Annotated in this window: 15 protein-coding genes, 1 tRNA gene and 1 other RNA gene; 16 read left to right on the top strand and 1 reads right to left on the bottom strand. The window is 55.2% G+C overall.

The features are described from left to right. The 7 genes from ruvB (at position 1) to Q7K71_00420 (ending at position 6,188) form a co-directional block, all read left to right on the top strand. Positions 1-1,005: a Holliday junction branch migration DNA helicase RuvB gene (gene ruvB / locus Q7K71_00450; GenBank protein MDO8674572.1), complete on the top strand. Its 1,005-nt coding sequence runs from the start codon at positions 1-3 to the stop codon at positions 1,003-1,005. A gap of 1 nt (position 1,006) precedes the next feature. Further along, positions 1,007-2,227 carry a SpoIID/LytB domain-containing protein gene (locus Q7K71_00445; protein MDO8674571.1) on the top strand — a complete coding sequence of 407 codons (1,221 nt, stop codon included), beginning with the start codon at positions 1,007-1,009 and terminating at the stop codon, positions 2,225-2,227. Continuing rightward, positions 2,184-3,239, top strand: coding sequence for a tRNA preQ1(34) S-adenosylmethionine ribosyltransferase-isomerase QueA (queA, locus tag Q7K71_00440; protein MDO8674570.1), 1,056 nt, complete (start codon positions 2,184-2,186; stop codon positions 3,237-3,239). Before Q7K71_00445 ends, queA begins: the two co-directional genes overlap by 44 nt. Before the next feature lie 63 nt (positions 3,240-3,302). Continuing rightward, positions 3,303-4,430, top strand: coding sequence for a tRNA guanosine(34) transglycosylase Tgt (gene tgt / locus Q7K71_00435; GenBank protein ID MDO8674569.1), 1,128 nt, complete (start codon positions 3,303-3,305; stop codon positions 4,428-4,430). A 6-nt stretch (positions 4,431-4,436) separates the two neighbouring features. Further along, positions 4,437-5,111, top strand: a complete 675-nt coding sequence (trmD, locus tag Q7K71_00430) for a tRNA (guanosine(37)-N1)-methyltransferase TrmD (protein ID MDO8674568.1) — start codon at positions 4,437-4,439, stop codon at positions 5,109-5,111. 68 nt (positions 5,112-5,179) lie between these two features. Beyond that, positions 5,180-5,542: a 50S ribosomal protein L19 gene (rplS, locus tag Q7K71_00425; GenBank protein ID MDO8674567.1), complete on the top strand. Its 363-nt coding sequence runs from the start codon at positions 5,180-5,182 to the stop codon at positions 5,540-5,542. Further along, positions 5,526-6,188 carry a ribonuclease HII gene (locus tag Q7K71_00420; protein ID MDO8674566.1) on the top strand — a complete coding sequence of 221 codons (663 nt, stop codon included), beginning with the start codon at positions 5,526-5,528 and terminating at the stop codon, positions 6,186-6,188. Before rplS ends, Q7K71_00420 begins: the two co-directional genes overlap by 17 nt. Before the next feature lie 230 nt (positions 6,189-6,418). Here the strand turns inward: Q7K71_00420 and Q7K71_00415 are convergent. After that, a tRNA-Lys gene (locus Q7K71_00415) sits at positions 6,419-6,491 on the bottom strand. A 79-nt stretch (positions 6,492-6,570) separates the two neighbouring features. Here Q7K71_00415 and thrS point away from each other — a divergent pair. The 9 genes from thrS to Q7K71_00370 all read left to right on the top strand — a co-directional run. Further along, positions 6,571-8,301, top strand: coding sequence for a threonine--tRNA ligase (gene thrS / locus Q7K71_00410; protein MDO8674565.1), 1,731 nt, complete (start codon positions 6,571-6,573; stop codon positions 8,299-8,301). Between the two features lie 68 nt (positions 8,302-8,369). Continuing rightward, positions 8,370-8,870, top strand: coding sequence for a translation initiation factor IF-3 (gene infC, locus Q7K71_00405; protein MDO8674564.1), 501 nt, complete (start codon positions 8,370-8,372; stop codon positions 8,868-8,870). A gap of 40 nt (positions 8,871-8,910) precedes the next feature. Further along, complete coding sequence (gene rpmI / locus Q7K71_00400) at positions 8,911-9,129, top strand: 50S ribosomal protein L35 (protein MDO8674563.1); 219 nt, start codon at positions 8,911-8,913, stop codon at positions 9,127-9,129. Then, on the top strand, positions 9,116-9,472 hold the full coding sequence (rplT, locus tag Q7K71_00395; protein MDO8674562.1) for a 50S ribosomal protein L20: 357 nt from the start codon (positions 9,116-9,118) through the stop codon (positions 9,470-9,472). Before rpmI ends, rplT begins: the two co-directional genes overlap by 14 nt. Continuing rightward, a complete protein-coding gene (gene pheS, locus Q7K71_00390) occupies positions 9,472-10,494 on the top strand; it encodes a phenylalanine--tRNA ligase subunit alpha (GenBank protein MDO8674561.1) in 1,023 nt (340 codons plus the stop codon). The genes rplT and pheS overlap by 1 nt, the downstream gene beginning before the upstream one ends. A 93-nt stretch (positions 10,495-10,587) precedes the next feature. Next, on the top strand, positions 10,588-12,612 hold the full coding sequence (pheT, locus tag Q7K71_00385; GenBank protein MDO8674560.1) for a phenylalanine--tRNA ligase subunit beta: 2,025 nt from the start codon (positions 10,588-10,590) through the stop codon (positions 12,610-12,612). Between the two features lie 40 nt (positions 12,613-12,652). Next, a non-coding RNA gene (ssrS, locus tag Q7K71_00380) (6S RNA) lies at positions 12,653-12,811 on the top strand. Position 12,812: 1 nt separating this feature from the next. Beyond that, positions 12,813-14,141, top strand: coding sequence for a replication-associated recombination protein A (locus tag Q7K71_00375; GenBank protein MDO8674559.1), 1,329 nt, complete (start codon positions 12,813-12,815; stop codon positions 14,139-14,141). 220 nt (positions 14,142-14,361) lie between these two features. Continuing rightward, positions 14,362-14,830 (top strand): FAD-dependent oxidoreductase (locus Q7K71_00370; protein MDO8674558.1); only part of this gene is annotated, 469 nt, incomplete at its 3' end.

The following is a 14,830-nucleotide window of genomic DNA, read 5'->3' as shown; positions in this document are numbered from 1 at the left end:
ATGGATGAGATCAAAAGAGTTGTTTTAAATCAGGAAACCGAAGAAGACCAGGTGGTTGGCATTTCTTTGCGGCCGGGACGCCTGGGGGATTTCATCGGCCAGAAAGACGTGGTCCATGGCCTGCAGGTGGCCATGGCCGCGGCCAAAAAGCGCGGGGAGCCGCTGGAGCACGTTCTTTTTTCCGGCCCTCCGGGATTGGGCAAGACGTCTTTGGCCCACATCATCGCCCACGAGATGGGCTCCCGCATCACCGTCACTTCCGGGCCTGCCATTGACCGGGCCGGGGATTTCATCGGCATCCTCACCAACCTGGAAGCCGGGGACATCCTTTTTATCGACGAGATCCACCGCCTGTCCAAGACGGTGGAGGAATTCCTGTATCCGGCGATGGAAAATTTCAAGATCGACTTCATCGTGGACAAGGGGCCTTATGCCAAGACCATCAATTTTAATCTTAAAGCCTTCACCCTCATCGGCGCCACCACGCGCAGCGGGCTTTTGACAACGCCTTTGCGCAACCGTTTCGGTATTTTTTTTCACCTTGAATTTTATGGAGAAGAGGACCTGGCCGCCATTGTCGGCGCGTCCGCCGTGAAATTGAATGTCGTTCTTGAGCCGGACGCGGCCCGTGCCATTGCGCGGCGCGCGCGCGGCACCCCGCGCATCGCCAACCGGCTGTTGCGCCGCGTGCGCGATCACGTCCAGGTCAAGACCGGCACCAATCATATCAAGTCCTCGGTGGTCGAGGAGGCGATGGAGGCCTTGAGGATCGACATCGCGGGGCTGGATGATCTGGACCGGAGACTTTTGATCGCCATCAAGACCCATTACAACGGCGGGCCCGTGGGCATCGAGGCCTTGGCCGCGACGCTCAATGAAGAGACCGACACCATCGTGGATGTGGTGGAGCCGTTTTTGCTGAAGGCCGGGTTCTTAAGGCGCACCGGCCGCGGCCGGGAACTGACCGAGGCGGCGGACAAATACCTGCGGGAGAAAGCGGCGTGAGATGAAAAGAAGGATTTTAGTGTCGTCGGTTTTCGCGGGGGCCTTGGGTTTGGCCGGCCTTGTTGCGTTCGCCCCTGCGGGGACTGCGTCGGCCAGTGGCGACAAAAAGCACATGCCGCCGCAGATGGTGCGTGTGGCCATTGTCCGGGATGCCCGTGAGATCAACTTGAAGCTCGACGGTCCATACAATTTCCGCGACGTGGACCATGGGAAGGTCATCACCAAGGGGCCCCGCCTGGCCATATCCAGGGTGCGGCTTTTGGACAAAGGCATCTTGATCGGCATGCAGGCTTATCCGTATCAGCGCGTCATCATCGAGCCCTTGCGCGACGCGTCGGTCGTTGTCAACAACCGGCGTTTCCGCGGCAATGTGACCATCATCCGTACCGCGGACAACCGCCTGACCGCGGTCAACAGCATCAACATTGAAGATTATATCAGGGGCGTGCTTTATCACGAGGTCTCGCATCATTGGCCCATGGAGGCGATCAAGGCCCAGGCCGTTGCCACCCGCACCTATGTTTTGCAGGCCATGGCGGGCTCGGCGAACAAGGATTACGACGTCACCAATGATATTTATTCGCAGGTCTACGGCGGCAAGGATTCCGAGCGCTACCGTACGGGGCTGGCGGTCACCCATACCGTCGGGGAAGTGCTGGCATTCAAAGACAAGGTATTGCCCGCGTATTTTCACGCCACCTGCGGCGGCATGACCGAGGATGCCAACGATCTGTGGGCGATCGACCTGGCGCCTTTAAGGGGAGTGGCGTGTAATTTCTGCAAGGATTCCCCGCACATGAAATGGAAGAAGAATTTCCGTCTCAAAGACATCCAGGATGCGCTCAACAGGAACGGCTACGCCGTCGGACCTATCAAGGACTTGAATATCGTGGACCGCAACCGCAGCGGACGCATTAATCATATCAAGATCACGTCGCGCGACGGCAAGGAAACCCTGATATCCGGCAAGGACTTCCGGGAAGTTCTTGGCCCTAATGTCCTCAAAAGCAATAATTATGAAATTAGCATGCAGGGTTATTACGCTGATCTGACCGGCAAGGGCTGGGGCCACGGTGTCGGCTTATGCCAGTGGGGGGCGCGCGGCATGGCCCTGCAGCAGTTCACCTACAAACAGATCTTGAGCTATTATTACCCCCGCGCCGAGATAATGGATTATCATGACCTTCCAGAGAACCACCGTCCCACACCCGCCGGCAAATAACTTCTTTGATCTCAACGCGTACGGCACCGATGTCCCCGAAGACCTGATCGCCCAGTACCCGTGCCCTGACAGGGACCGGGCGCGCCTCATGGTCCTTGACCGCAGCGCTCAAACCATCCGCCACGGCGTATTTGCCGATATCGAACAGTATCTTGCGCCAAAAACCGTTTTCGTCGTCAATAACAGCAAGGTCATCCCCGCGCGTTTGTTGGGCCGCAGGGCTGCCACCGGGGGAGAGGCCGAGGTTTTTTTGCTCGATCAGCTTTCCGACGGGTATTCATTTGAGGTGCTGTTAAAGCCCTTGAAAAAGATCCGCGAAGGCGAGAGAGTGGATTTTGGATTTGGGATCAGCGCGGTTTTAACGGACAAGGAAAAACTCATTGTCCGGTTCAACGTGAAAAATGTCATCCGCCGCCTGAAGGACGTGGGTCATGTTCCTTTGCCGCCCTACATCAAACGCGCCGACGAGCCCCTGGACCGCGACTATTACCAGAACGTTTACGCCAAACGCCTGGGGTCTGTCGCCTCACCCACGGCCGGGTTGCATTTTACCAAGGAACGGATGCGGCGTTTGAGGGCAAAGGGCCATGGTTTTTTGGAGTTGACTTTGCATATCAACTATGGGACATTTAAGCCCGTGGAAACGCCGGACATCCGCCGGCATCCGATGCACAAAGAGACCTATGCTGTTGGCGTCTCCACGCAGGCCGCGCTGTTAAAAGCCAAAGCGGCTGGACGTCCCGTCGCTGCGGTGGGCACGACATCCTGCCGGGTCATGGAAAGCGTGGCGGCGACAGGCGCGCTTAAAGGAACAACAGACCTTTTTATTTATCCCGGATACCGTTTTAAGGCCGCGGACATTTTATTGACCAATTTTCATCTGCCCTATAGCACGCTGTTGATGCTCGTCTGCGCTTTTGGCGGATATGATCTGGTTCAGCGCGCCTATGCCGAGGCCGTGCGGGAACGTTACCGTTTTTATAGCTATGGAGATGCAATGTTGATTTTGTAGGGGCGAACCTTGTGTTCGCCCTGTTTGCGGGCGATGACAAGCATCGCCCCTACGGATAATTTTATGTTTTTTAAATTATTAAAGAAAGACGCAGGTACCGACGCCCGCCGGGGCATTGTGACCACGCTTCACGGCGAGGTGCCGACCCCGTTTTTCATGCCCGTGGCCACCACCGCGACCGTCAAGACCATGTCCGGCATTGACCTTAAGGACATGGGCTCGCCGATCGTTTTATCCAATACCTATCATTTGTATTTGCGCCCGGGGCTGGAGATCATGGAAGCGGCTGGGGGTCTGCACAGGTTCATGAATTGGGACAGACCCATCCTCACCGACAGCGGGGGATATCAGGCCTTCAGTTTGACCAAGTTTTGCAAGATCACTGATGAGGGTGTGAAGTTCCGTTCGCATATCGACGGCAGCACGCATTTTTTTACTCCTGAAAAGGTCATGGACATCCAGCGCGTTTTAGGGTCTGACATGGTCATGCCGCTGGATGAATGTTCGCCCCATCCCTGCGACCGCAAAAAAGCCATGCGCGGTCTTAAACGCACCACGGCCTGGGCCAAACGCTGCAAAGATCATTTTCACAAAACCGGCATGCATGAGGCGGGCCAGCGTTTGTTCGCCATTGTCCAGGGCGCGGCCTATGAAGACCTGCGCCGTCAAAGCGCCGAAGAACTCGTTGCCCTTGATCTTGACGCTTATGCCATCGGCGGTGTCAGCGTCGGAGAAACCGTCACACAAATGTTCGAGGCCCTGGGATGGGTCATTCCTTTCCTGCCGGCGGACAAGCCGCGGTATTTCATGGGCATCGGTTTTCCGGACCAGATCGTCAAGGCCGTGGGGATGGGCATTGACATGTTCGACACCTGCGTTCCCACCCGTTACGGCCGTCACGGCAGCGCCTTTACCTCCATCGGCAAACTGACCATCCGCAACAGCGAATTCACCAGGGATTTCCGTCCGCTGGACGAGGATTGCGACTGTCCTGTCTGTACAAATTACACGCGCGCCTATATCCGCCATCTGCTCAATCTCAATGAGATCACCGGCGCGCGGCTGATGAGTTATCACAATGTCTATTTTTATATCAAACTGATGGAGCGCATCCGCGCGGCCATCGAGGCGAACCGTTACGCAGAGTTCCAAAAAGATTTTTTGAGCAAATACGGTTCGGAGTTACAATAAACCATGTTGCGATTCGATATCATTACTATTTTTCCGGAGATGTTCGCCGGCGTCCTGCAGGAGTCCATCCTCAAACGCGCGCAGGATAAAAAGAAAGTTGTCTTTCATGTCCACGACCTGCGCAAGTATTCAGCGGACAAAAAACACCGCAGGGTGGATGACCGTCCTTTCGGCGGGGGTCCGGGCATGGTCATGTCGCCCCAACCGCTGTTTGACGCCGTGCGCAAGATCAAGGGCAAGCGTTCGGCCAGGGTCATTGTCATGTCTCCTTCCGGAAAACCGTTCACGCAGGCGCGCGCCAAACGTCTGGCACAGGAGCGCAACCTCATCATCATTTGCGGCCATTATGAGGGCATTGACGAGCGCGTACGGCTCAAACTGGCGGACGAGGAAATTTCCATCGGTGATTATGTGCTGACCGGAGGGGAGGTCCCGGCCATGGTCGTGGCGGACGCGGTCACCCGGCTTGTTCCCGGTGTTGTGGGCAAGCAGGAGTCGCTGGAAAGCGAATCGTTTGAGGACAGCATGCTGGAGTGTCCCCATTACACCCGGCCGGCAAATTTTCGTGGCGCAAAAGTGCCGGTCGTGTTATTATCTGGAAATCATGAAGCCATCAAAATGTGGCGTCATCAGCAGGCCCTGGCCAAAACGAAAAAAGTCAGGCCGGATTTATTGATGTAGGGGCGATCCTTGTGATCGCCCGCAAGAGGGCGAATACAAGATTCGCCCGTACAGGTAAGGAGTCAGCAATGGTTGCCGGTAATATTGAAAAGATCAAAATGTTCGACGATCAGCAGCTGCGCAAGGACCTGCCCGTGTTTGACGTCGGCGATACGGTCAAAATGAAGATCAAGGTCAAAGAAGCCGACAAGATGCGCATCCATCCCTTTGAAGGCATCGTCATCAAGAAAACAGGCCGTGGTTTGGGCTGTGCTTTTACGGTGCGCAAGATCTCTTTCGGTGAAGGCGTGGAGAGGACGTTTCCCATCCATTCACCGGTCATCGACAAGATCGAGGTCGTGGCCAAGGGTGTCATCAAGCGCGCCAAATTGTATTACCTGCGGGACCGTTTAGGAAAACAATCCCGCGTCAAAGTTGACCAAGGCGAATAAAATTCTTCTCCTGTCGGACCATGAAACGGAAGCCCAAGATCAGGGCTTCCGTTTTATTTTCGGCATTGACGAGGCGGGCCGGGGCCCCTTGGCCGGTCCGGTGGTGGCCGCGGCCGTATGCCTGACATCGTCTAGCTTTTCCTGTCCCATCAACGATTCCAAGAAAATGACGCCTGTGTTGCGCGAGCGGGCCTTCCATGAGATATTTGAAAAAGCGCATGTGGGCATCGGCATGATCAGCGAAGCCGTCATTGACGTCGTGAATATTCTCAACGCGTCCCATCTGGCCATGGAAGCCGCCGTGGCGGACCTGGTCAGCCGCCTGCCGTCAGAGGTTAGCGGCGCAGAGGATTTTAAAAAGCAGGTCATGCTTTTGGTGGACGGCAACCGGTTTAAGTCCGCCTTGCCGTACAGGTATAAGACCATTATCGGGGGAGACGGGCGCTGTTTGTCCATTGCCTGCGCGTCCGTCATTGCCAAGGTCACCCGCGACCGGGCCATGCGCTGTTATGACCGCGTGTTCCCCCAATACGGGTTTGGTCAGCACAAAGGATATCCGACGTCCATGCACCGCGAAGTCCTGCGCCGCTGCGGACCGTCCCTGATCCATCGCCGCAGTTTTAACATAGGAGGGCTGAAGCCTTGACGCGCTGGAAATGCTTCTTTACAGCGTTCGATAAATCTGATATAAAACACTTCGATTTAGCGACGAAGAATGGAATAAAAATGGGCCATGCAGGACTCGGCGCCTTCCGCTCGTTCCGACTTCGGAACTCGCTTCAGGTCGGCCACCCGCCCCATCAACTGCTCTTATTCATCGCAGTTGATAAGCGGGGCTCCTTCGAGTCCTTCGACAACTGATAGTATTTTGGAATATGGGCCATGCAGGACTCGAACCTGCCACCTACTGATTAAGAGTCAGTCGCTCTACCGGATGAGCTAATGGCCCGGAAATTCGGAAACAGAGACGGATTATACAATAAATTCCCTGATTGTGTATCGATTTTTTGGTTCGACGGTATTAAAGTATGGATTACTCCCGCGACATAGATAAGTTACGTCACAGCTGTGCCCACGTCATGGCCCAGGCGGTCCAGGAATTGTGGCCTGAAGTCAAGGTCACCATCGGCCCGGCCATTGACAATGGCTTCTATTACGATTTCGACCGCCCACAGCCGTTCTCACCGGACGAATTAAAATCCATTGAAAAACGGATGATGAAGATCATCAACGGCAAGCCCGCTTTTACCGGAGAGACCTGGCCGCGCGAGAAGGCGCTGGAATTTTTCCGCGGCAAGGGCGAGTCCTACAAGGTCGAGCTCATTGAAGGTCTGCCTGATAAAGAAGTTTTTATCTACAAGACCGGCAAGGAGTGGCTGGACCTGTGCAAGGGGCCGCACGTGGAGCACGCCGGGCTCATCAAGGGCTTCAAACTTTTGTCCGTGGCCGGCGCTTATTGGCGCGGGGACGAGAAACGCCCCATGCTCCAGCGCATTTACGGCACCGCGTTTTTCACCCAGAAAGAACTCGACGAGTATTTGAAAATGCTTGAAGAGGCGGCCAAGCGCGACCACCGCAAGATCGCCACCCAGCTGGATTTGTTCCACATTTATCACGACACCGCCGGGGCCGGGCTCATTTTCTATCACCCCAACGGCGGCATGCTGCGCAAGACCATTGAGGACTATGTGCGCGAAGCGCATCTGAAGCGCGGGTATGACCTGGTCTATACGCCCCATATGCTCAAAGGCAAGCTCTGGGAGATCTCCGGCCACGCCCAGCAGTACAAAGACAATATGTATTATTTCAAGGTGGACCAGGAGGACTACGCGGTGAAGCCCATGAACTGCCCCGGGCATATCCTCATTTACGGTTCTCATGTGCGTTCCTACCGCGACCTGCCCATCCGTTATTTTGAATTGGGCACGGTGTACCGTCAGGAAAAAGCAGGGGTCTTGCACGGCCTGTTGCGCGTGCGCGGGTTCACCCAGGATGATGCCCACATTTTCTGCCGGCCCGACCAGATCAAGGACGAGGTCATGGCCGTTCTGGATTTCGTGTTCGCGGTCATGAAGGATTTCGGTTTCAAAGACCTGCACATTGAACTGTCCACACGGCCCGAGGATTCCATGGGTTCCCGGGAAAATTGGGACAAGGCCACAGCCGCGCTCAAAGACGCGCTGAAAACCAAAAAATTGAAATATGACATCAATGAGGGCGACGGCGCTTTTTACGGTCCCAAAATAGACATCAAACTCAAAGACGCCATCGGCCGGCCATGGCAATGCGGCACCATCCAGTGCGATTTCAATCTGCCCGAGCGCTTCGACCTTCATTATATCGACGAAAGCGGTCAACACGCGCGGCCCATCATGCTGCACCGGGCGATCCTGGGAAGTTTGGAGCGTTTCATCGGCACGCTCATCGAGCATTATTCCGGCAATTTCCCCTTATGGCTGGCGCCTAATCAGGTTGTCATTATTGCTATTAATCCCGAGCAGGAAGAGTTTGCCCAGGGCGTCCGTGAGATGCTGGTCAAGACGGGATTACGCGTTGTCCTGGATAACCGCAATGAATCGCTGGGGAAACGCATCCGTGAGGCATCTGTCAAGAAGATCCCCTATCAGATCATCATCGGCGCCAAAGAAGTTGAGACGGCCCAAGTTTCCGTGCGCAGCCACGCGCAGGGTGATCTGGGGTCCATGACCGTGGAAGCGCTCACAGCCCGCTTGTCCCAACAGACCATTGACAAGACATAGAATTTAGAGATAATAGAACACCTTTAACACTCAACCGGGAGGGGCAAACCATTCTAAAACAGATCCGAATCAATCAGCAGATCCGCGCACGCGAAGTCCGCGTGATCGGGCCCAATTCAGAACAATTAGGCGTTGTCACCATTCAAAAGGCCTTGGAGCTTTCCAATGAATTCGGTCTTGACCTCGTGGAGGTGGCCCCCACCGCCGCCCCGCCGGTGTGCCGCATCATTGATTTCAGCAAATACAAGTATGACCAGGAAAAGAAAGAACGCCGGGTCCGCAAAAGCCAGCACGTGACCCATTTGAAACAGATCCGCCTCAAGCCCCATATCGGCAACCATGATCTGCAGATCAAAATGGACCAGGCCATCGCTTTTTTGTCCAAAAAGGACAAGGTCAAGATCAATCTGGTGTTCCACGGCCGCGAAATGAGTTTCCGCGACCAGTGGCGCTCGGTGCTCGATAGGGTGGTGGCCATGACTTCAGCGCACGCGATCATCGAAAAAACACCGCTGGCCGAGGGACGCATCGTATCCATGGTCCTGGCGCCCAAGGCGGAGACTAAGTAGGGGCGGGCCCCTGTGCCCGCCCGGGAGAGGATAAAATAATATGGGGATCGGTCGAAAGGGCAAGTTAAAAACCAATAAAGGCGCCGCCAAACGCCTGCGCATGACCAAAAGCGGTCTTTTCAAAAAGCGCAACGCGGGCCGCCAGCATATTCTGGGCAAGAAAACACGCAAACGCAAACGTCACTTGCGCAAAGACGGCTATTTGTCGTTGACGGACGCGAAGCGCATCAGGAGGTTGTTGCCGTATGGTACGCATTAAAACAAACGTTTATTCTCACAAACGCAAAAAGCGCGTTTTGAAAGAGGCCAAAGGCCAGTGGGGCGACCGCAGCAAACGCTACAAAGAAGCCGCCAAGTCCCTGATCGCCGGCAAACAGTATGCCTATTATGACCGCAAGAAGAAAAAGGGCGATTTTCGTTCCCTGTGGATCATCCGCCTGAACGCGGCCTGCCGGGAACTGGGCGTGGCATACAGCCGTTTTATCAACGGCTTGAAGATAGCCAAGGTCGCGATCGACCGCAAAATTTTAGCCGACATGGCCGTGACAGAGCCGGATGCCTTTGCTAAAATCGTTGAAATGGCAAAACAAGCGAAGGTGTGATGTGGAATTTTCCGCAAATTTTTGATCAGGCCAGGAATGATCTTGCCTCGGCCAATGATGCGTCCTCTCTTGAGGCCTGCCGTTTAAAATACCTCGGTAAAAAAGGGCTTGTTCCCGCTATTTTTGATTCCCTGTCTTCGGCATCGCCGGAAGATAAGCCCGCCATCGGCAAAGGGGCCAATGACCTGCGCGTTCTGGTCATTGCTTTTCTCGAAGAAAAGGCAGGGGCCTTAGGCAAGAGGGAGGGCGGCAAGCCCTCCGGAAGACCGGTGGATATCACCATGCCTGGCGTCGGGCCTGCTTTGGGCCACCGGCATGTCCTGACGCAGACCATGACCGAGATCTGCGATGTTTTTGAGCGCATGGGTTTTGTGGTCGTGGAAAGCCCGGAGATCGAGACAGAATACAATAATTTCACCGGCTTGAACATCCCCATTGACCATCCTTCGCGTGACGCGTTCGACACATTTTATTTGGAAGCCAATGACCCGTCTACCAAAGGGCGCAATCTTCTTTTAAGGAGCCATACGTCTCCGGGCCAGGTGCGGGTGATGCATGACCATAAACCGCCTTTGGCCGTCATTATTCCCGGCCGTGTCTACCGTCCCGATGCCGGGGATGCCAGCCATTCGTTCATGTTCCATCAGGTGGAAGGTCTTTTGGTGGACAAGGACGTCAAATTTTCCGACCTCAAAGGATTACTGTCTGAATTCTGCCGCCGCTTCTTCGGACCGTCGGTGAAGATGCGTTTTCGTCCGCATTTTTTCCCGTTCACCGAACCGTCGGCCGAGGTGGACATTTCCGCGGACATTTTTAAAGGCACGGGCCGCAAGCCGTGGCTGGAGATATTAGGATGCGGCATGGTCAACCCCAGGGTGTTCGAGGCGGCCGGGTATCCGGCTGGCAAATACACGGGGTTGGCCTTTGGCATGGGCGTTGAGCGCATGGCCATGCTCAAATACGGCATCAAGGACATACGCTTGTTCTACGAGAACGATGTACGTTTTTTAAAACAATTTTAAGGGCGGGTCCTGTCGTCGCTCACCCCCGTCGGTGCTCGCACCAGCTGCGCGCCGCCGGGGGACCCCCAGCGACGCCACCCGCACCACGCAATTATGAAATTATCGCTCAACTGGCTTAAAAGTTATGTGGACCCGAAACTGTCCACCGACGACCTTGCGCATCGGCTGACCATGGCCGGGCTTGAGGTGGAAGGCGTGCATGCCGCTGGAGCGGATACGGTGCTGGAGCTGGAGATCACCCCCAACCGTCCTGACTGTTTGAGCGTGTGGGGCATGAGCCGCGAGATCGCGGCCATGACAGGCAAGTCCTTGGCCTTGCCCAGGATCAAGACCTATAAGCCGACGAAGGATAAAATTTCCATTGCCGTTGAGGACAAGAAGGACTGCGGCCGTTATATCGCGACCCTTATGCAAGGGGCCGCGATCGCGTCCTCGCCGGCAGAGACCGTCCAGCGTTTGTCCGCCGTCGGCCTGCGGCCCGTCAACAATGCCGTTGACGTCACCAATTTTGTCCTGATGGAAAGCGGCCAGCCCCTGCATGCTTTTGACTATGACAAAATAGTCGGAGACAAGATCATTGTCCGGCGCGCCAAAACAGGCGAGCGCATCGTGACCATTGATGGTATTGAACGTAAACTGGACCCGTCCATTTTAGTGATCGCCGACGCCCAAAAGCCGGTGGCCATTGCCGGTGTCATGGGAGGCAAGTCCGCCCAGGTCACGGTCGCGACCAAAAATATCCTTTTGGAAAGCGCGTCTTTTGATGCCGGCCTTGTCCGCCGTGCCAGCCGCGCGTTGGGGTTGCAAAGCGATTCTTCCTACCGTTTTGAGCGGGGAGTGGATTTTGAGGGCGTGTTGTCGGGCGCGAACCGCGCCACAGACCTGATCTGTTCTTTGACCAACGCGCGCGTCACGCGCCGCACCGATTGTTTCAAGACCGTCGCGGCGTCCCGCAGGCCGTTGATCGTTGGTATCAGCGATATTGAAGGGCTTTTGGGCACGCGCATCGCGCCCGCCAGGATCAAGATGTTCCTGACGTCTTTGGGGTTCACCCTGCGGCCGTCGGGTAAAAATATTTTTAGAGTGACGCCGCCGTCGTGGCGCGGGGACATCAAGGCCGGGGTGGACATTGTTGAGGAAGTGGCCCGCATGGTGGGGTATGACCGTTTGTCCGAAGGCCTTCCCGTCATCAAAGCCGTCAACATCCGCGTTGATCCCAGGCCCCGAGCCGTCAGGGAAGCCCTGGCCCAGGCGCTTACGGCCCAGGGTTATTTAGAAACTGTTACATATTCTTTGATGGGACAAAATGACCTTGAGAAGACGGGTCTTGCCGGCACGCCGGTGCTGGCGCTGAAGAATTACCTGAGCCAGGAATACAGTATATTAAGGCCGAGCTTGCTGCCGAGCATGCTGGCGGTTGCCGCCATGAATTTTGGCCACGGCCAGAGATCGATGCGCTTTTTTGAAATGGGCAAGAGGTATTTTGAAGGCGCAGAGCGCTGGACCTTGGCGATCTTGATGGCAGGGAAAAGAGACCGGGATTGGCGGGATGACCGCGAATACGACGTCGATGTTTTCGACTTAGGCCTTGAGCAGGCCTTGCGGCAGGCCGGGATAACCGGTGTGGATTGGGGCAAAGGGACGTATGGAGGATTAGATCCCGATATAACGGCACATCTGAAATTGAATGGGCATGTGATCGGGGCGCTTGGCAGGGTCCTGGGCAGTGTTTTAAAGAATTGGGACATCGGTATCCCTGATGTCTATTTTGGAGAGATCGATCTCGAGGCGCTGTTGATCCTGCCAAAACCAGAGGTCAAATACTCTCCGGTTTCGGTATTCCCTGCTATGCGCCGTGATGTCAGCATTGCCGTCAGAAATGATGTGCCGTATGCCAGGATCAGAGACCTGTGTTTACAGAGGGACGGCGGCATATTGACCGGCATGCATTTGATCGAGCAATATACCGGAGAGAAGATCCAATCCGGCTATCGAGGATTGGTGTTTTCTCTGACATACCAATCCAATGACCGTACCCTGCGCGAAGAAGAAGTCAATGCCGTGCACCAGAATATCCTTGATGCCTTGGTCCACGATCTAGGCGCCACCCTCCGATAGTCCTTCATTGCACTCTGCGCGTAACGTGTTATAATAATAATTGTCCCTGCAGTGTGCGTTAGGACTGCGATGTATTGAACCACAAAACAATACAATGGGGGCTGGTCACCTGCGTTTCGCCTTGGCGGACCCATACCGGCCACCCACCTTGAGAACGATGGTTCTCATTACACCAGTCCGACGGCATAGCGGGGACATTTATGATGTCCCCGACCAATCTATTCTCCTCTGACCTTCCCGTTGATACTAAAGATTCTCCTTTAAGCGCCCGGATGCGTCCGCGTTCATTGGATGAATTCGTGGGGCAAAAGCACATTTTGGGCCCCGGCCAACTGTTGACCCGCGCCATTGAGGCGGACCGCATTTCTTCGCTCATCCTGTACGGCCCGCCGGGTACGGGCAAGACCACATTGGCTTTATGCATCAGTCATAAAACCCAAAGTCATTTTGAGCGGCTCAACGCGGTGGCGTCCAACGTTGAGGAGATGCGCCGGGTGATCGCCGCGGCCCAGAACCGCCGCCGCACCACCGGGGGCAAGACCATCCTTTTTATTGACGAGATCCACCGTTTCAACAAAGCCCAGCAGGACGTGCTCATGCCGGACATCGAGGAAGGCAACATCATCCTCATCGGCGCTACGGTGTTTAATCCTTCTTTCGCCCTTATCGGCCCTTTATTGTCCCGTTCCCTGGTTTTTGAACTGGAACCCATCAGCAAAGAAGACATGCTTGTATTGTTGCGTCGGGCTTTGAGCGATGCCGAACGCGGCCTTGGTTTTCTGGACGTCCGTCCCGAACCCGGCGCCTTGGAATTTTTGGCGGAAATTTGTGATGGCGATGCCCGCCGGGGGCTCAATGCTCTGGAAGTGGCGGTCTTAAGCACGCCTAAGAATTCTGACGGCATCGTGCCTTTGACCGTGGCTGTTGCCGAGCAGTCGGTGCAAAGAAAACAGATCAATTATGACGCTGACGGCGACGCGCATTACGACACCATCTCGGCATTCATCAAATCCATGCGCGGCTCTGACCCGGACGCGGCTTTGTACTGGATGGCCAAGATGCTTCATGCCGGGGAAGACCCGCGTTTTCTGGCCCGGCGCATCTGCATTTGCGCCAGCGAGGACGTGGGCAATGCCGACCCGCAGGCCTTGGTGCTCGCGACAGCGGCCATGCAAGCCGCCCAATTCGTCGGCATGCCGGAAGCGCGCATCATTTTGGCCCATGCCGCGGTGTATGTGGCCTGCGCGCCCAAGTCCAACGCGGTGTATTTAGGCATTGATAAAGCCCTTGAGGATGTCCGCCAAAACCGCACCAGGCCTGTGCCAACATCGCTCAAAGACACCCATTACAAAGGCGCAAAAAAGCTCGGCCGGGGAGAGGGATACAAATACGCCCACGACTATCCCGGTCATTATGTTGACCAGGAATACATGCCGCATCCCGTGTCCTATTACCAGCCCACCGACCAGGGTTACGAGGCCAGGATCAAGGAACGCCTGGCCAAGATCAAGCCCGCCTCGCCGGATTAATCACTTTTTTATTTGACAAAGCCATAATTAGGTTGTAACCTTACATCAGATGGATTGAAAGGGCAAAGATGTCCTCTCTTAAAACAATGACGTTTTGGGGGAGGATTTTTTATTTGTGTTAAGGCCTTGAGGCCTTAAGAGAATTTTTGGGCGCGGACGTCCTTAATTGCCACCGTTGACCGGTGGCGGTTAAGGATTTTTTATTTGGTGAAGGATCTTTATGGAACAGATCAGGACAGGCATGAACAAGAAAAAGATCGTTGTGATCGGCAATGGCATGGCCGGGGCCAGGGTGGTCGAAGAAATTTTAGGGAGGGCGCCGGGCCGGTTTGATTTTGTCATGTTCGGCGCGGAACCCTACGGCAATTATAACCGCATTTTATTGAGCAATGTTCTCAACCAGACGCAGGAAGCCAGTGATATTTTTATCAATCCTTTAAGCTGGTATAAGGAAAATAATATCACCCTGCACGCGGGTTTTAAAGCCGTCCACATTGACACCGGGCGTAAAACGGTCACTGCCCGTCAGCTGCATCCGCAGGCCGCGGCCTATGCCGTGCACACTGAAGGGTCCTTGCTGGCAGGGCCGCTCGAAGAAACCTATGATCATTTGATCATTGCCACCGGTTCCCGTCCGTTCGTACCGCCGATGGAGGGGTTTGGGGGTGAGGGGACGTTTTTGTTCCGCA

It is taken from the genome of Candidatus Omnitrophota bacterium (assembly GCA_030650275.1).
GTDB lineage: Bacteria > Omnitrophota > Gorgyraeia > Zapsychrales > Fredricksoniimonadaceae > JACPXN01.
This window is presented reverse-complemented; position numbering and strand designations above follow the sequence as displayed.